Source organism: Streptomyces sp. DG1A-41 (genome assembly GCF_037055355.1).
GTDB lineage: Bacteria > Actinomycetota > Actinomycetes > Streptomycetales > Streptomycetaceae > Streptomyces.
Map to the genome: position 1 here is coordinate 7,757,961 of NZ_CP146350.1, position 19,368 is coordinate 7,777,328.

The following is a 19,368-nucleotide window of genomic DNA, read 5'->3' on the forward strand; positions in this document are numbered from 1 at the left end:
AGCGAATGAGGTTTGGTTTCCGATGGCCGAGGATCAGAAACTGGTCGACTACCTCCGGTGGATGACAGCCGATCTGCAGGAGACCCGTCGGCGCCTGGACGACGTGGAGGAGGCGGCCCACGAGCCCGTCGCCGTCGTGGCGATGAGCTGCCGCCTGCCCGGCGGCATCCGGACGCCGGAGGACCTCTGGCGGCTGGTCTGTGAGGGCGGTGACGCCATCACCACGTTCCCCACCGACCGCGGCTGGGACCTCGAGGCTCTCTACGACCCCGACCCCGACCAGGTGGGCACGTCGTATACGCGCCACGGCGGGTTCGTCGACGGCGCTGCGGACTTCGACGCCGCATTCTTCGGGATCAGTCCGCGTGAGGCACTGGCGATGGACCCGCAGCAGCGGCTGCTGCTCGAGGTGGCCTGGGAGGCCTTCGAACGGGCCGGGATTCCCGCCGAGCGCATCCGCGGCAGCCGGACCGGAGTCTTCGCCGGAGTCATGTACCACGACTACGGCAGCCGTATCCGGCGCGCCTCCGAGGACACCGAGGGATATCTCGGCACCGGAAGCGCGGGCAGCATCGCCTCCGGGCGGCTCGCGTACACCTTCGGTCTCGAAGGCCCGGCGGTCACCCTCGACACCGCCTGCTCGTCCTCCTTGGTCGCCCTGCATCTCGCGGTTCAGGCGCTGCGTCAGGGAGACTGCGAACTGGCCCTTGCGGGCGGCGTGTCGCTGATGGCGACCCCGGCCACCTTCGTCGAGTTCAGTCGCCAGCGGGGCCTCGCCCCCGACGGCCGGTGCAAGGCGTTCGGCGCCGGAGCGGACGGCACCGGCTGGTCCGAAGGGGCCGGACTGCTCCTTCTGGAACGGCTCTCCACCGCCCGGGCCAACGGGCATCCCGTGTTGGCCGTCGTCCGCGGCAGCGCCGTCAACCAGGACGGCGCCAGCAGCGCGCTCACCGCACCCAACGGCCCCGCCCAGCGGCGTGTCATCGCGCGGGCCCTGGAAAACGCCCGTCTGATGCCCGCTCAGATCGACGCCGTGGAGGCACACGGGACCGGCACCCGCCTCGGCGACCCCATCGAGGCGCAGGCGCTCGCGGCCGCGTACGGAGAGGGCAGGCCGGCCGGACGGCCGCTGTGGCTGGGTTCGTTGAAGTCCAACGTCGGCCACACCCAGGCCGCGGCCGGTGTCGCCGGCGTGATCAAGACGGTGATGGCGATGCGCCACGCCACACTGCCCGCGACCCTGCACGCCGAGGCCGCCAGCCCGCACGTCGACTGGGCGGCCGGCCCTCTGCGCCTGCTCACCGAGTCACGGCCCTGGCCCGCCACCGGCGAGCCGCGCCGGGCCGGAGTGTCGGCGTTCGGAATCAGCGGAACCAACGCCCACGTACTCCTCGAAGAAGCACCCGAGCCCCAACCGGTGCGCCCCGGGGCCACGGGAGGGCCGCGCCCCGAGCACCCGGGTCTCCCCCTGTGGCTGCTGTCCGCGAAGAGCCCCGAGGCCCTGGGCGGGCAGGCCGATCACCTCTCCCGGCACCTGCGGAGCCATCCCGGGCAGGACCCCGTGGACGTCGCCTGGTCCCTGGCCCGTACCCGTACGGCCTTCGCCCATCGCGCCGTGGTCGTCGGACCGGACACGGCTGCACTCCTCGCCGGCGTCGAGGCGCTGGCGGCCGGTGCATCCGCACCTCAACTGGTGCGGGGGACAGCCGGAACGGGCAAGGCGGCGCTCGTCTTCCCGGGGACGGGCTCGCAGTGGGCCGGGATGGCCACCGAACTGCTCGACACCTCACCGGTGTTCGCCCGGCGGATCGCGGAATGCGCCGCGGCCCTCGCCCCCTTCGTGGACTGGTCCCTGACCGACACGCTGCGCGGTGCGCCGGGCGCCCCCACACTCCAGCGCACCGACGTCGTCCAGCCGGCCCTGTGGGCGGTCATGGTCTCGCTGGCCGCCGTGTGGGAGTCCTTCGGAATCGAGATCTCCGGAGTCGTCGGCCACTCGCAGGGCGAGATCGCCGCGGCGGCCGTCTGCGGAGCGCTGTCCCTGCCGGACGCGGCACGTGTGGTCGCCCTGCGCGGCCGGGCACTCGCGGCGATCGCGGGGCGGGGCGGCCTGCTGTCCCTCTCCCTGCCGGCCGCCGAGGCTCGCGAACGACTCGAGCCCTGGGACGGTTCACTGGTGGTCGCCGCGGTCAACGGTCCCCGCTCGGTTGTCGTCGCCGGCCCCCTGGAGGCGCTGGAGGACCTCAGGGCCGGCCTCGACGCCGACGGGGTGTGGCTGCGCCGGGTGCCGCTCGACTACGCCTCGCACTCGCCGCAGGTCGAGGCCGTGCGCGAGGAACTCGCCGACTCCCTGGCGCCCGTGGCGCCCGGCCCCGGCCGACTTCCCTGCTACTCGTCAGCCACCGGCGCCCTCGTCGAACCGGCGCTCCTGACAGGCGACTTCTGGTACCGCAGCCTGCGCGACCCGGTGCGCTTCGAGGAGGCCACCCGCGCCATGCTGGCGGACGGATACGAACTGTTCATCGAGTGCACCCCGCACCCGGTCCTCACCCAGGCACTCCAGGAAACCATCGAGGACGCCGGAGCCGAGGCCACCGTCGTCGGCTCGCTCCACCGCGGCGAGGGCACACCGCGCCGTCTGTCCCTCTCCCTCGCCGAGGCCCTCGCCGCCGGGGCACGCCTGGACGCGGACGCCTACTTCGGCGACGCACGGCGCGTCGACCTGCCCACCTACGCCTTCCAACGCTCCCGCTACTGGCTGCCGGCGGACGAGGAGCCGGTGCGGGCCCCGGCAGCGAACCCGACCGGCTCGGCGGGGCCCGCGCGCGACGCTCGCGCGCAGGACTGGCATACGGCGTTCACACTCGGCTGGCAGCCCGTGGGACACCTCCCGGACCCCTCGCCGGGCGACGAGCACCGGCAGATGGTGCTGGCGGTCGCCGGGCAGGACCCGGACGACCCGGCGGGCGAGGCGCCCGCACTCATGGCCCGCACCCTGGCCGAGGTCGAAGAACATCTGGCGGACGAACGATTCGCCGACCACCGCCTCGTCGTCGTCACCCGGGGCGCGGTGAGCACCTTCAGCGGCGAGCGGGTGGCGGACCCGGCCGCGGCGGCGGTCTGGGGCGCCCTCGGCTCCGTACTGGCACGGCATCCCGGACGGCTGGCCCTGGCGGACACCGACGGTGCGCCGGGGGCGCAGGCACTCGTGGCCGCGGCCGTGGCGGACGGTGTGGACCGGTTCGCCGTACGGGACGGCAAGGTCCTCGCCCCGCGCCCGGCCCCGGCGGACGCCGCAGGCCCGCTCCAGGCCTCCGCCGAGGACACATGGCGGCTGGCGGTGACCGAGCGCGGTGACCTGGGCACCCTCGCGGCGCTGCCCGCGCCCGCCGCGTCGCGCCCCCTCGGCCCGGCCGAGATCCGGGTGGCGGTACGGGCCACGGGGCTCCACTTCGGAGACGTCCTCGCCGGTCTCGGTCTCGGCCCGCACGGCGCCGACGGCACCCCGCTCGGCATCGAGGCGTCCGGGGTGGTCCTGGAGGCCGGGCCGCAGGCGACCGGCTTCGCCGTGGGCGACGCGGTGATGGGTCTGTTCCCGGACGGCGCCGCCGGTCCGGTCGCCGTCACCGACAGTCGCATGGCCTTGCCCGTGCCCGCCGGCTGGTCCCACGCGGAGGCCGCGACCACACCCCTCGCTTACCTGATGGCTCATCATTCCTTGTTCGGCATCGGCGGGTTGAAGAACCGCGAGAGCGCACTGATCCACGCGGCGAGCGGATCCACCGGCCTGGCCGCCGTACACCTCGCCCGACACCGGGGAGCGAGGGTCCTCGCCACCGACACCCCCGACCACTGGCAGGCCCTGCGTGCGCTCGGGCTTCCCGAGACAGACCTGGCCTCCTCGGCCTCACCCGGGTTCGCGGCCGAACTGCTCGATGCCACCGGTGGCCGCGGCGTCGACGTCGTGCTCAACTGCCTGGCGGGGGAGTCCACCGACGCCTCGCTGCGCATGCTGCCGGGCGGCGGCCGGTTCGTGGAGACCGGCCGCAGCGATCCCCGGGACCCGGCCCACGTCGCGGCCGAGCATCCCGGAGTCCACTACCGGGTAGCCGATCTCGCCGACGCCGGGCCCGACCGGATCCGTGGCATGCTGGCCGAACTCGCCCCGCTGTTCGCCGACGGCACGCTTCCGCCCCTGTCCGCCCCCGCCTGGCACCACCGCTTTGCCCACGAGGCGCTGGCCTTCCTCGGCCGCGCCCGCCACGCCGGCCAGGCGGTGCTGAGGATGCCGTCGGCACCGGCCCCCGACGGCACCGCGCTCATCACCGGGGGGACTGGCCCCGCCGGCGCAGCCGTGGCCAGACACCTGGTCACCCGGTACGGCATACGTCACCTGCTGCTCGTCGACGTCGGCGCCGACGCGGCAGGCGCGGACGACGGGGCCGTTGAAGAGCTGATGCCGCTGCGTGAGGAGCTGGCCGCGCTCGGCGCGTCGGTCGCCCTCGCCGGCTGGGCCCCTGCCGACCCGCAGGCTCTCGCCCGGTTGCTCGAATCCCTCACTGCGGACCACCCCCTGACCACCGTGATCCACACCTGTGCCGCCGACTCCCCTCACGGGGCGGCCGCGGCTCTTCAGCTGGACCTAGCGACCCGCGGCCGGGACCTGGCTGCCTTCGTGACGCTCTCCCCGAACACCGGCGAGGACGCCGGCACCGGGGCCTTCGTCGCCGCCCTGACCCGCGACAGGAACGCCGCCGGTCTGCCCGGGGTGTCGGTCCTGTGGGACGGCGCGCCCCACGAGATCCCCGCCCTCCTGGACCGCGCCCTCGCCTCGCCCGACGCGCTGGTCGCCCCGAACCGCCCGCACGATCCCGTCCCCGACACCGCGATGGCGGCTCGGATGAGGGAGCTGGACCCCTCCGCACGCCCGGAGTTCGTGCTCGATCTCGTACGGACGCAGGTCGCCGCGCTCCTCGGCCATGATGACGCCCGCACCGTCGGATCCGACGAGCGGTTCCAGGACCTCGGCCTCGACTCCCTCACCGCCGTACAACTGCGCAACCGGCTGAACACAGCGACCGGGCTGCGTCTGACGGCGACGCTCGTCTTCGATCACCCCACTCCCCGGGCGGTCGCGACCCACCTCATGGCCCGCATCGCCGACGCCTCCCCGTCGCCGACCGGCGACCGAGCCGGCCGACCCGTGCAAACGGCCGGTGCCGATCCGGCCGAGCCGCTGGCCATCGTCGCCATGAGCTGCCGCTTTCCCGGCGGCGTACGGTCACCGGAGCAGCTCTGGCAGCTGGTCGACTCCGAGACCGACGCCATCGGGGACTTCCCCACCGACCGGGGCTGGAACTTCGCGGAGCTCTTCCACCCCGACCGGGACCGCCCCGGCACGACCTACGCGCGACAGGGCGGCTTCATCGACGGCATCGCCGACTTCGACGCGGACTTCTTCGGTATCTCCCCGCGCGAGGCGCTGGCGATGGACCCGCAGCAGCGGCTGCTCCTGGAGACCGCCTGGGAGGCGTTCGAACGCGGCGGCATCGACCCGGAATCGGCGGGCGACAGCCGGATCGGCGTCTTCGTCGGCACCAACGGCCAGGACTACCCGCGGGTGCTCGCCACCGGCCGGGACGACCTGGAGGGGTACATCGGGACGGGCAACACCGCCAGTGTGCTCTCCGGACGGCTGGCGTACGTGTTCGGTCTGAGCGGCCCCGCCGTGACCGTCGACACGGCCTGTTCCTCGTCCCTGGTGGCGCTGCACTGGGCCGCCCAGGCGCTGCGCCGCGGCGACTGCTCGCTGGCGCTCGTCGGCGGGGTCACTTTGATGACCAGTCCGCTGCTGTTCACCGAGTTCAACCGGCAGGGTGTGCTCTCCCCGGGCGGCCGGTGCCGTTCCTTCTCCGCCGACGCCGACGGCACCAGCTGGAGCGAGGGCGTCGGTGTGCTGCTCGTCGAGCGGCTGTCCGACGCCCGGCGCAACGGGCATCGCGTCCTCGCGTTGGTCCGCGGCTCGGCCGTCAACTCCGACGGTGCCAGCAACGGCCTGACCGCACCCAACGGTCCCGCTCAGGAGCAGGTCATCCGGGACGCCCTCGCGGATGCAGGGCTGACACCGGGGGACGTGGACGCGGTGGAGGCGCACGGCACGGGGACCAGACTGGGCGACCCGATCGAGGCCCAGGCACTGCTCGCCACCTACGGCGCCCGGCACACGCCTGACGACCCGCTGTGGCTCGGCTCGCTCAAATCCAACATCGGTCACACACAGGCCGCATCGGGACTCGCGGGCATCATCAAACTGGTCGAGGCGATGCGTCACGAGCGGCTGCCCCGCACCCTCCACCTGAGCGAGCCGAGCCCACACGTGGACTGGGCCGACGGCTCGGTCCGGCTGCTCGCACGGTCCCGGCCGTGGCCGCGCGGCGGCCGCCCGCGCCGCGGCGGCGTCTCCTCGTTCGGCATCAGCGGCACCAACGCGCACATCGTCGTCGAAGAGCCTCCCGCCGCCCGGCCGGAGCCGGTAGCCGCGATGCGGGAGGAGCAGGACGGCGACGGCGCCGTCCTCTGGCCGATCTCCGCCAAGAGCCCTGACGCGCTGCGCGGGCAGGCGGCACGGCTGGTCGACCACCTCGCGGCCGAGCCGGACGCGCGGCCGCTGGACGTCGGATGGTCGCTGGCCACGACACGCGCCGCGCTGGGGCACCGCGCGGTGGTGACGGGTGGGAACCGCTCCGAAGCACTCACCGCCCTGACCGCCCTCGCCGCAGGCGAGGACGCCCCCGGTCTGATCCGGGGAGAGGCACGAGAGGGACGCAGGACGGCGTTCCTCTTCCCCGGCCAGGGCAGCCAGACAGTCGGCATGGGGCGCGAACTGCATGCGGCCTTCCCGGCGTTCGCCGAGGCGTTCGATGCCGCGTGCGCGGCACTCGATCCGCATCTGGACCGCCCGCTGCGCACGCTCGTCCTCGCCGAGGACGGCGAGGAGGCGACCGCCGCCCTCGACCGGACGGAGTACGCGCAGCCCGCGCTGTTCGCCTTCGAGGTGGCGCTGCACCGGCTGCTCGCATCGTGGGGGATCACACCGGACTTCCTCCTCGGCCACTCGGTGGGTGAGATCGCGGCGGCCCACGTCGCCGGCGTGTCTCGCCGGCCGACGCCGCCGAACTGGTCGCCGCCCGGGGCCGGTTGATGCAGGCGCTGCCGGACGGAGGGGCGATGGCCGCGGTCGAGGCCGACATCGAGGAGGTCTCCGGGCTCCTGGCCGGCGCGGTAGACGAGGCCGACGGCGCAGGGCGGGTCGGTATCGCCGCCGTCAATGGGCCGCGGGCGATCGTCCTGTCCGGAGACCGTCAGGCCGTGGCCGCGATCGTGGAACAGCTCAAGGGACGCGGAAGGCGCGCATCCTGGCTGCGCGTCAGCCACGCCTTCCACTCACCCCTGATGGACCCGATGCTGTCCGAGTTCGAGCGCGTCGCCGAGAAGCTCACGTACCACCCGCCGCGCGTCCCGCTCGTCTCCACCCTCACCGGGCGCACGGCGCTGCCCGAGGAGCTGTGCTCTGCCGGGCACTGGGTACGGCACGCCCGAGGCACCGTCCTCTTCGAGGACGCGGTCCGGCACCTCGGCGAGGCGGGAGCCGACGTCTTCGTCGAGGTCGGCCCTCTCGGCGTGCTGAGCCCGATGGCCGCCGGCTGCCTGGCAGGCGAAGGGCTCTTCGTGGCGGCCCAGCGCAAGAACCGTCCGCACACTGCGGCCGCCCTGCGCACCGCCGCCACCCTGCACGCACACGGTGTCGCGGTCGACTGGCACGCCCTGTTCGCGGGGCGTGGCGCACGCGGCGCGGACCTGCCGACGTATGCCTTCCAGCGACGCCGCTACTGGCCGCGGCGCGCCGTCGCCCAGCGCCTGCCGCGTCCCGGCGCCCATCCCGGAGGCGCGTTCGGCGCCCACCCGGTGCTGGAGCCCGTCGTACGACTGGGGGACAGCGACCGGCACCTCCTCGCCGGCCGTCTCTCCGTGGCGGCGCTGCCGTGGCTCGCCGAGCACGAGGTGTTCGGCGCGACGGTCGTCCCGGGCAGCCTCTTCCTGGAGCTGGCCGTGCAGGCCGCCGTGGCCGTCGGCAGCCCCGTGGTCCGGGAGCTGACCCTGCACGCTCCGCTGGCCCTGACGCCCGACGACGACTTCGAACTCCAGCTCCTCGTCGGCGAGCCCGGCCCGTCCGGAGACCGGCCGCTGCACCTGTACGCACGCCCGCACGACGGTACGAACGAGGCGCCCTGGACCCGGTACGCGAGCGGCGAACTGGGCGAAGACACCCCGGAGCCCGGCCACGACCTGAGCGCCTGGCCCCCGGCCGACGCGCGTCCCGTACCGGTCGAGGACCTCTACGAGCAGTTCGCCGCGACCGGTGTCCGCTACGGACCCCTCTTCCGCGGCGTACGCGGTGTGTGGCGTGACGGCGATGTGCTCCACGCCGAGGTCGCGCTGCCGGAGGACACGGATACGGCCGGGTTCGCGATGCACCCGGCGCTGTGGGACGCGGCCCAGCACCCCGCGGCGATGGACGGACTGGCCCGCGAGGCGGGCGCGGCGGTGCCGTTCTCCTGGGCCGGGGTCCGCGTCCACGCGGCGGCGGCCACGGTGCTGCGGGTACGGTTGGCACCCGCCGGTGAGAACACCGTCACGATGGACATCGCCGACGGCAGCGGCGACCCCGTGGCCACCGTCGGCCGCCTGATGGCGCGTCGTGCCACCGCGCGCGACCTCGAACCCTCCCGGCCGGGCGGGCAGGCCGCTCTGTACCGGCTCGACTGGACGGCCCTGCCCCTGCCCGCGGAGGCGCAGCCGCCCGTGACGCGCTGGCGTGGCGAGGCGACGGCTCCGGCCGCACTCGCCGAGGCGGCCACAGGAGCCACGGAAACGGACGGCGCCGCGTTCGTCCTCGTCCCCGTGCAGGACGACGGGGTGCCGATCTCCGAGGCCGCCCTGACCGCGACGACACGGGCGCTGGCGGCTGTGCAGGAATGGCTCGCCCGGGATCCCGCCGACGGTGGAGACGACCGCCTCGTCCTCGTGACCAGCCGGGCCGTGGCCTGCACCGGGGGCGAGGAACTGCCCAACCCGGCGCTGTCCGCGGTGTGGGGTATCGGGCGTGCCGCCCAAGCCGAGTACCCCGGCCGGATCGTGCTGGCCGACGTGGACGGAGGCGACGCCTCCTGGCGTGCCCTGCCCGCAGCCCTCGCCACGGGCGAGTCCCAACTGGCCCTCCGGGACGGACGGGCCGCCGTGCCCCGGCTGGCCCGTGCCGACGACGACCGGTTGCCGGCTGCCAGGCCCGGCTCGTCCGCCCTGCCCGCCCCCGCCAACCCGACCGATGCGCCCGGGGAGGCTCCCGCCGTCCGTGGGCTCGATCCCGACGGGACCGTCCTGATCACCGGCGGCACGGGCGCTCTCGGCGCACTGGTCGCGCGGCATCTCGTCACGCGACACGGCGTACGGAGCCTGCTGCTGACCAGCCGCGGCGGCCTCTCGGCGCCCGGGGCGGAGGAACTGGCGGCCGAACTCTCCCGGCACGGCGCCCGAGTGGAGGTGGCAACCTGCGACGTCGCGGACCGGGCCGCGCTCGGCGGACTCCTCGCGACCGTCCCGGAGGACCATCCCCTCACCGCCGTCGTCCACGCCGCGGGCGTGCTCGACGACGGCGTGATCGCGACCCTGTCTCCCGAGCGGTTGCCGGGCGTGCTCGGCCCCAAGGCCACCGCAGCCTGGCACTTGCACGAACTGACCAGGGGACAGGACCTGGCAGCCTTCGTCCTGTTCTCCTCCGCCTCAGGGGTGCTCGGCTCCGCGGGCCAGGCCTGCTACGCCGCCGCCAACAGCTTCCTCGACGGCCTGGCCCAGCACCGCGCGGCGGCCGGACTGCCCGCGACGTCGCTGGCGTGGGGACTGTGGAGCCAGGACGACAAGGGCATGGCGGGCGGCCTGACCGAGGCCGAACGCGCCCGTATCGTCCGCGCCGGCTTCGGGGCGATCGAGGAGGACGCCGGTCTGGCCCTGCTCGACGCCGCGCTGAACCGGCCGGAACCGTTGCTCGTATCCGCCCGCTTCGACCTCGCCGTCCTCCAACCCCGCCGGGCGGACCCGGACTTCCCCCCGGTCCTGCGCGACCTGGTCGCGGCCCCCGGCCGGACGGCCATCGAGCGGGCCGGCACCCCGGCGGCCGCCCCGGCAGGCCCGGTACGCACGCTGGCGGACCGCCTGCTGCCCCTGGACGACGCCGAGCGGGACCGGATCCTGCTCGACCTGGTCCGCGCCCAGGCCGCCGCCGCGCTCGGGCACAGCTCGCCGCACGCCATCGCCCCGGACCGGGCCTTCACCGCGTCCGGACTCGACTCGCTTGCCGCGGTCGAGATCAGGGGACGGCTCGACAGCGCCACCGGGATGCGCCTGCCGGCCACGCTGATCTTCGACCACCCCACGCCGGCCGCGCTCGCCGCGCACCTCAAGGCCCGCCTCATGCCGGCGGGGCCGCCGGTGGGCCAGACCGTACTCGCTGATCTCGACCGGCTCCAGGAAGCCCTGCCCGAGCTGACCGACGACCCGGACACCGCCGACCGGCTCCGGCTGCGGTTGCGCGAACTGCTCGGCGCCCTCGACAGCACCGCGACCGCGCGGCCGGCCAGGGACGGCGACCGGGCCGGCGCGGGGCCGGAGCCGGCGGACGACGAGACCGACGCACTCGACTCCGCCGACATCGGCGAACTGCTCGCCATCATCGACGAGGAACTGGGGAACGCCTGATGACGGGCACCGACGAGAAGATACTCACCTCCCTCAAGCGGCTCACCGCCGAACTCCGCCAGACCCGCAAACGGTTGCAGGAGACCGAGGACGCGGCCCACGAACCCGTCGCGATCATCGGCATGGCCTGCCGCTACCCCGGCGGGGTGCGCACCCCCGACGACCTCTGGCAGCTCGTCTCCACCGGCCGTGACGCCGTCTCCGACTTCCCGACCGACCGCGGCTGGGACAGGGCGGCACTCCTCGGACCGGACGCCGACGCCTCGGGAACCAGCAGCACGCACCAGGGCGGATTCCTCCACGACGTGGCCGACTTCGATCCGGCCCCGTTCGGCATCAGCCCACGCGAGGCCACCGCGATGGATCCCCAGCAGCGTCTCCTCCTGGAGACGGCCTGGGAGGCCTTCGAGGACGCCGGCATCGACCCGGCGACCCTGCGCGGCACCAGAACCGGTGTGTACGCGGGGATCATGTATCACGACTACGCCGCCCGGCTGCGCGAGCTGCCCGAGGAGGTCATGGGCTACCTCGGCACCGGCAACTCGGGCAGCATCGCCTCCGGCCGGGTGGCCTACACCTTCGGCCTGGAGGGCCCGGCGGTCACCATCGACACCGCCTGCTCCTCCTCCCTGGTCGCCCTGCACCTGGCCGCCGGCGCGCTGCGCAGGCAGGAGTGCACGCTCGCCCTCGCGGGCGGGGCCACCGTCATGGCGTCCCCCCTGCCGTTCGTGGACTTCAGCCGCCAGGAGGGACTGGCACCCGACGGCCGGTGCAAGTCGTTCGCCGGCGCTGCCGACGGCACCGGCTGGGCCGAGGGCGCCGGCATGCTGCTGCTCGAACGGCTCTCCGACGCCCGCCGCAACGGCCACCCGGTGCTCGCCGTCCTGCGCGGCTCGGCCGTGAACTCCGACGGCGCCAGCAACGGGCTGACCGCCCCCAACGGGCCCTCGCAACAGCGGGTGATCCGCCAGGCCCTGGCCGACGCGGGCCTGCGCCCGGACGAGATCGACGCGGTCGAGGCCCACGGCACGGGCACCACCCTGGGCGACCCGATCGAGGCGCAGGCCGTGCTGGCCGTCTACGGTCAGGGGCGCGCGGAGGACCGCCCGCTGTGGCTCGGCTCGCTCAAGTCGAACACGGGGCACACCCAGGCCGCCGCCGGCGTCGGTGGCGTCATGAAGATGGTGCTGGCCATGCGACACGGCGTGCTCCCACGCACTCTCCATGTCGACCGGCCCACCCCGCACGTCGACTGGTCCGCCGGGGCCGTCGAACTGCTCACCGAGCCGCGGCCGTGGCAACGCGGCGACAGGCCCCGGCGCGCCGGGGTCTCCTCGTTCGGATTCAGCGGCACCAACGCGCACGCCGTCATCGAGGAGCCGCCCCGGGACGAGAACGAGAACGAGAACCAGGACCGCCCCGTCGCGTCGGCCGACGGCGTACCGGCGCTGTGGGCGCTGACGGGAACCTCGCAGGAGGCGCTGCGCGCACAGGCCCGGGCGCTCGCGGCGCAGCTGCGCCGCGACCCGGCGCCCGGCCTCGTCGACGTCGGATACTCCCTGCTCACCACCCGCACCGCCCTGGAGCACCGAGCCGTCCTGCTCGGCAGCGATCGGCGGACAATGGTGCGCGACCTGGAGACCTTCGCAGGCGGCGGCACCCCGGCCGGGCTGGTCCGCGGCCGGGCGGCCCCCGGCGCACTGGCGGTGATGTTCACCGGCGGGGGCAGCCAACGCCCGCTGGGCAAGGACCTGTACGCCGCCCATCCCGCCTTCGCGGAGGCCCTCGACGCCGTCTGCGCCGAACTGGACCGCCACCTGGATCGTCCCCTGCTGCCGGTGCTCTTCGGCGAGCGGCGCGGTCCCGGCGGCGTATCCGCCGGCACGCCTGACGCCGACCCGCTCTCCGGGCAGGCGCTCGCCCAGCCCGCCCTGTTCGCCATCGAGGTCGCGCTCTACCGCCTGTTCGCCTCCTGGGGCGTCACTCCCGACTACGTCATGGGCCACTCGGGCGGCGAACTGGCGGCCGCCCATGTCGCCGGCGTGCTCTCGCTCGCCGACGCCTGCGCTCTCGTCGCCGCGCGCGGACGGCTGACCCAGGAACTCCCGGGTGGCGGGGCGATGGTGGCGGTGGCCGCCCCGGCGGACGAGGTGCTGCCCCTGCTCACGCGGGGAGTCGAGATCGCGGCGGTCAACGGTCCCGCCGCCGTCGTCCTCTCCGGCGACGAGACGGCCGTGCTGGCACTCGCCGAGCGTTTCGCCGCGAAGGGGACCAAGACCCGTCGACTGCAGGTCAGTTACGCCTCTCACTCGGCCCGCGTGGACCCCATGCTCGACCAACTCCGCAAGGTCGCGGCCCGCCTGGAATTCCGGCCGCCGCGCATCGGATTCCTCTCGACGGTCACCGGGATGCCCGCCGACGACAAGGAGCTCTGCTCACCCGAGTACTGGGTGCGCAACGCACGCCGGCCGGTCCTGTTCGCCGACGCGGTACGGCGCCTGGAGGCCGAAGGAGTCCGCACCTTCCTCGAACTCGGCCCGGACGCGGTGCTCGCCGCCCTGGCCGAGGAGAACGTCACCCCCGGCACCTCGGCCGGGATCGCGGCCCAGCGTGCGGGACGGCCCGAACAGGACGCGGTCACGGCGGCCGTCGCCGGGCTTCACGCGCGCGGAGTCCCCGTCGACTGGGAGGCCTTCTTCCAGGGCTCGGGTGCCGTGCGCGTCGGGCTGCCGCACTACGCCTTCCAGAAGCGACGTCACTGGCTGGAGGCCCCCGCCCAGGGTCCTGTGGACGTCTCGCCCGCCGGTCTGGGCTTCCCTGACCACCCACTGCTCGGAGCCAGCATCTCCCTCGCGGACTCAGAGGAGTTCCTGTTCACCGGACGGTTGTCGCTCGACACCCACCCGTGGCTGGCCGACCACGCAGTCGGCCGGTCCGTCCTGCTTCCCGGCACCGCCTTCCTCGAACTGGCCCTGCGCGCCGGTGACCAGGCCGGATGCGAGCACCTTGACGAACTCACCCTCACGGCGCCGCTGATCCTGCCCGCCGACGGTGTCATGGTGCTCCAGATCCGGGTGGGAGCACCGGACGGTGGCGGACACCGGCCGATCGAGATCCACGCGAGGCCCGAGGATTCCCTGCCCGGACAGCCGTGGGTGCGGCACGCCACCGGGACGTTGTCCGTCGCGACACCCGTGCCGACCCCGACCGGCGCCCTCGTGTCCTGGCCGCCGGCCGACGCGAGCCCCCTCGACGCGGAGGGTCTGTACGACCGGCTCGGCGCAGCCGGCCTGCGCTACGGACCGGCCTTCCAGGGCCTCACAGCTGCCTGGCGGCGCGGCGACGAGCTCTTCGCCGAGGTCGCCCTGGACGGTGAACAGCACGCCGCCGCACGATCGTTCGGAATGCACCCGGCCCTGCTGGACGCCGCCCTGCACACCCTCGGCCTCGGCATCCCCGACGCCACCGAGGGCCCGAGCCTGCCCTTCGCCTGGCACGGCGTGTCGCTGTACGCCTCGGGCGCGACGACCCTGCGCGTACGGCTGGCGCCGGACGGGCCGGGCACGGTGGCTCTCGAGCTCGCGGACGCAGTGGGCCGGCCGGTCGGCTCCGTGGACGCGCTGCTGCTGCGTCCCGCCGGACAGCTCGCGGCGGCGGACGTGGCCAAGGAGCCACTGCTCCACCTCGTATGGACGGAGCTCGCGGACGCCGAGGCACCCACACCGCTCGACACCGCGCCGCCCGTGGTGCTCGGCGGGAACGGCCCCGGCTGCCACCCGGACGTGGCGGCCCTCGCCGCCGCAGTGGCCGACGGCGCGGCGGCACCCGAGGTCGTGGTTGTCCCGCTCCTCGAACCGGACGGGGAGAGCCGGCAGGACGCCGGCGCAGCGGCCCGGCACTCCACCGCCCAGGCCCTGCGGCTCGTACAGGACTGGCTGGCCGACGACACCTGCGCCGCGGCCCGCCTCGTGGTGGTCACCCGCGCCGCGGCGGCCACCGGACCGGATGAGGACCTCGGCGACCTGCCACGCGCCGCCGTCCGGGGGCTGCTGCGTACGGCACAGTCCGAACACCCCGGGCGGATCATCCTCGTCGACACCGACGACACTGACTCCTGGGCGGACCACCTGTCCGCCGTCCTGCGCTCCGGCGAGCCCGACATCGCTCTGCGCGGCGGCCGACTGCTGGCACCGCGCCTGGCCCGCACCGATGTCCCGGCCCGGCAGCCCGAGACCGCGGACGGCGCGGCCGAGCCATCGGACGCCCCCTTGTTCGACGCCGACGGCACCGTGCTGATCACCGGTGGCACCGGCGCGCTCGGCGCGCTCCTCGCGCGGCACCTGGTCGAGCACCACGGAGTGCGCGGTCTGCTGCTGGCCGGCCGTCGCGGTCCCGAGGCCGAGGGCGCCCGCGAACTGGCCGAAGAGCTCCGTGCCTGTGGCGCACAGGTCGATCTGATCGCCTGTGACGTCGCGGACCGCGCTGCCCTGGAACGTCTCCTGGACGCCGTTCCGGCCGGGCGGCCGCTGACGGCTGTCGTCCACGCGGCGGGCGTCCTGGACGACAGCGTCTTCGACGCGCTCACCCCCGAACGCCTGGACCGGGTGATGCGGCCGAAGTCCGACGCGGCATGGCATCTGCACGAGCTCACCGCACACCTCGACCTGTCCGCCTTCGTCCTGTTCTCCTCGGCGGCCGGACTCCTGGGCGCCCCCGGCCAGGCCAACTACGCCGCGGCGAACGGATTCCTGGACGCCCTGGCCGCACACCGCCGCCACCGGGGACTGCCCGCCCACTCACTGGCCTGGGGCCTGTGGGAAGGCACGTCGGGCATGACCGCAGGAGTCGACGAACCCGCCCTGCGCCGACTGGCCGCCCTCGGCATGCGGCCGATCCCGGCCGGCGAGGGGCTCGCCCTCTTCGACGCCGCGATCGCCCGGACCGAGCCCTTGACGGCGCCCCTCCACCTCGACCCGCGCCGGCTCCACGGCGAGACCGCACCGGCCCTGCTGCGCGGTCTCGTACCGCCCGCACGGCGGCGACGCCGCGCCGAGTCCCGTACGGCGACGGGCCCGCTCACCCCGGCCCAGAGGATGGCCGCGCTGCCGGAGGCCGAACAGCTGCGGGAACTGACGACGCTGGTACGGGAGGAGGCCGCCGCGATCCTGGGGCACAGCGACGCCCGGGACGTCCCCCACGACCACTCCTTCTCCCAGCTCGGCTTCGACTCGCTCGCGGCGATCGAACTGCGCAACCGCCTGGGAGCCGCCGTCGACCTGCGGTTGCCGACGACCCTGGTGTTCGACCATCCGACGCCGGCCGATCTCGCCGGGCGGCTGCGGGGCCTGCTCATCGACACCGCCGTCCCGGCGCACCCGCCCGCACGGGACGCCGGCCCCGCCGACGAACCCCTCGCCGTCGTCGCCATGGCCTGCCGCTATCCCGGCGGCGTCACCTCGCCCGAGGACCTGTGGGAGCTGGTCCGTACGGGCCGCGACGCCATCACCGAGATGCCTCGTGACCGGGGCTGGGACATCGACGCCCTGTACGACCCCGAGGGCGCCGGGCGCGGCACGTTCTACACGAGACACGGCGGATTCCTCGACGACGCGGCAGGCTTCGACCCCGGCTTCTTCGGGATCAGCCCCCGCGAGGCCCTGGCGATGGACCCGCAGCAGCGGCTGCTCCTCGAAGTGTCCTGGGAGGCGTTCGAACGGGCCGGGATCGATCCGGTGTCGATGCGCGGCAGCGACACCGGCGTGTTCACCGGCGTGATGTACCACGACTACGGCTCGTGGGCGAAGGACGCCTCCGAGGACGTCGAGGGCTATCTCGGCGCGGGCACGGCCGGCAGTGTCGCCTCCGGCCGTGTGGCGTACGCCCTCGGTCTCGAAGGCCCCGCGGTGACGGTCGACACCGCCTGCTCGTCGTCCCTGGTGGCGCTGCACCTCGCCGCCCAGGCCCTGCGCTCGGGCGAGTGCTCGCTGGCCTTGGCCGGCGGGGTGACCGTGATGTCCACCCCTGGGCCGTTCGTCGAGTTCAGCCGGCAACGCGGGCTCTCTCCTGACGGGCGGTGCAAGTCGTTCGCGGCCGGCGCCGACGGCACGGGCTGGGGGGAGGGCGTGGGCGTGCTCCTGGTCGAGCGGCTGTCGGACGCCCGCCGCAACGGCCATCCGGTCCTGGCCTTGATCCGGGGCAGCGCGATCAACCAGGACGGGGCCAGCAACGGGCTGACCGCCCCCAGTGGTCCAGCGCAGCAGCGCGTGATCCGCCAGGCGCTCGACGGAGCCCGGCTGACGGCCGCCCAGATCGACGCCGTCGAGGCGCACGGCACCGGCACCACGCTCGGCGACCCGATCGAGGCACAGGCCCTGCTGGCCACCTACGGTCAGGGGCGCGCGGAGGACCGCCCGCTGTGGCTCGGCTCGCTCAAGTCGAACATCGGGCACGCCCAGGCGGCGGCAGGGGTCGGCGGCGTCATCAAGATGGCGCAGGCCATGCGGCACGGAGTCCTGCCCCGCACCCTCCACGTGGACAGCCCCTCACCGCACGTCGACTGGACGGCCGGCGCTGTACGGCTGCTGACCGAGACCGTCCCGTGGCCGGTCACCGGCGAACCACGGCGTGCCGGGGTGTCCTCGTTCGGCATCAGCGGCACCAACGCGCACGTCATCGTCGAGCAGGCACCGGACCGGCCCGCCCCGTCGGCGAACGCCGCCCTCGCGCCCGCCGCTGCCCAGGACACCGCCGAGCCGCCCACCGCCGCGTCGGCCGAGTCCGGTGGTCTGCCCACGGCGTGGCTGCTGTCCGCCAAGACCCCCGAAGCGCTGCGGGCCCAGGCCCGCCGCCTCCTCGACCAGGTACGCGAACGACCGGACACCGCGGCCGAGGACATCGCTTGGAGCCTGGCGACCACTCGCTCCTCCTTCCCCCACCGCGCGGCCCTCGTCGCCTGCGACCGCGAAGGACTCGTGGGCCGCCTGGCCCGCCTCGCGCAGAGCACCCCCGAGGCCCCCTTCGACGGCCCGACCGGGCGCGCCACCACGGGCAAGGTCGCCTTCCTGCTCAGTGGACAGGGCAGCCAGCGAGCCGGCATGGGCCGCGAACTGGCCGCCGCGGACGCCGCGTTCGCGCAGGCGCTGGCCGAGTCCTGCGCCCCCTTCGACCCGCTGCTCGACCGGCCGCTGCGTGAGGTGCTCTTCGCCGAGCCAGGCACCGCCGACGCGGCACTCCTCGACCGCACCGCGTACACCCAACCCGCGCTGTTCGCCCTCCAGGTGGCGCTGCTGAACAGGCTGGGGGAGTGGGGCGTGCGCCCCGACGTCCTGGCCGGCCACTCCGTCGGGGAGCTCGCGGCGGCCCACGCCGCGGGCGTACTCGACCTGGCCGACGCGGCCGCGCTTGTGGCGGCCCGCGGCCGTCTGATGCAGGAACTGCCCCCGGGTGGGGCGATGGCCGCCGTACAGGCACCGCAGGAGGAGGTCCTGCCGCGGCTCACGGATGGAGTCGTCCTCGCGGCCGTGAACGGGCCGGCGTCGGTCGTCGTCTCCGGCGACGAGGACGCCGTCGACGCCCTGATCGCGCGTCTCACGGCGGACGGCCACCGAACCCGGCGGCTGAGGGTCGGCCACGCCTTCCACTCGCCGCACATGGATGCCGTGCTCGGCGCGTTCCGGCGGGTCGCCGAAGGACTCACCTTCCACGAGCCGCGGATTCCTGTCGTCTCCACGCTCACGGGCGGGGCGGCGGAGCCCGGTGAGCTCTGCTCGCCGGAGTACTGGACCCGCCAGCTCCGCCACGCCGTGCGGTTCCAGGACGCCGTCGCCCGGCTGGAGAGCGACGGGGTGACCACCTTCGTCGAAATCGGCCCGGACGCCACCCTCACTGCGCTCACCCGGGACTGCCTCGCGGACCGCGACCGCGCCGTCGTCCCCCTGCTGCGGCCCGGCAGGCCCGAGCCGGAGGCGTACGTCTCCGGTCTCGCGGAACTCCACGTCCGCGGCGCCGCGGTGGACTGGGCGGCAGGGCTCGGGGGCGCATCGACCCGCCCGGTGGAGCTGCCGACCTACGCCTTCCAGCGCCGCCGCTACTGGCTCGACGCCGCAGCGCCGACGCCGCGGGGCGAGCGCGAGCACCCGCTGCTCGACCCCGCGGTCTCCGCGCCGGACATGGAAGGCGCGGTGTTCACCGGCGAGTTGGACACGCGCGCGCTTCCGTGGCTCACGGAGCACCGGGTCGGCGGCGCCGCGATCCTGCCGGGTTCCGTGTTCGTGGAGCTGGCCCTGAGCGCGGGCGCGGAACTGGGGCTCCCGGTCGTGGCCGACCTCGTCCTGGAGTCGCCGCTCCTCGTGCCGGACCGGGGCCGGGTCCTCCTCAGGCTCTCCGTGCGGGAACAGGACACGGCCGGACAGCGGACGTTCAGCGTGTTCGCCCGGCCCTCGGAGATTCCGTCCGGGCAGGAGTGGACACGGCACGCCACCGGCACGCTCGCCCCGGACGGCCCGGCGAAGGACGCCGGCCAGAGACACCGCCTGGGCCACCGCCTGGCCACCGGCC

General features: G+C 74.7%; 2 protein-coding genes and 1 pseudogene. All 3 read left to right on the forward strand.

Going from position 1 to position 19,368, the window contains the following annotated elements; translation table 11 throughout:
• The first annotated feature begins 22 nt into the window (after positions 1–22).
• Positions 23–7,201 carry a beta-ketoacyl synthase N-terminal-like domain-containing protein gene (locus V8690_RS35980; RefSeq protein ID WP_338784235.1) on the forward strand — a complete coding sequence of 2,393 codons (7,179 nt, stop codon included), beginning with the start codon at positions 23–25 and terminating at the stop codon, positions 7,199–7,201.
• Positions 7,201–10,812 carry an SDR family NAD(P)-dependent oxidoreductase gene (locus V8690_RS35985; protein ID WP_338784236.1) on the forward strand — a complete coding sequence of 1,204 codons (3,612 nt, stop codon included), beginning with the start codon at positions 7,201–7,203 and terminating at the stop codon, positions 10,810–10,812. The genes V8690_RS35980 and V8690_RS35985 overlap by 1 nt, the downstream gene beginning before the upstream one ends.
• A 122-nt stretch (positions 10,813–10,934) precedes the next feature.
• Positions 10,935–19,187 (forward strand): annotated as a pseudogene (locus V8690_RS35990) (type I polyketide synthase); the annotation flags it as partial.
• Positions 19,188–19,368 lie beyond the last annotated feature (181 nt).

Coding starts and splice junctions, on each gene's coding strand:
- V8690_RS35985 (WP_338784236.1), top strand. CDS start 7,201: ATGCAGGCGCTGCCGGACGGAGGGGCGATGGCCGCGGTCGAGGCCGAC.
- V8690_RS35980 (WP_338784235.1), top strand. CDS start 23: ATGGCCGAGGATCAGAAACTGGTCGACTACCTCCGGTGGATGACAGCC.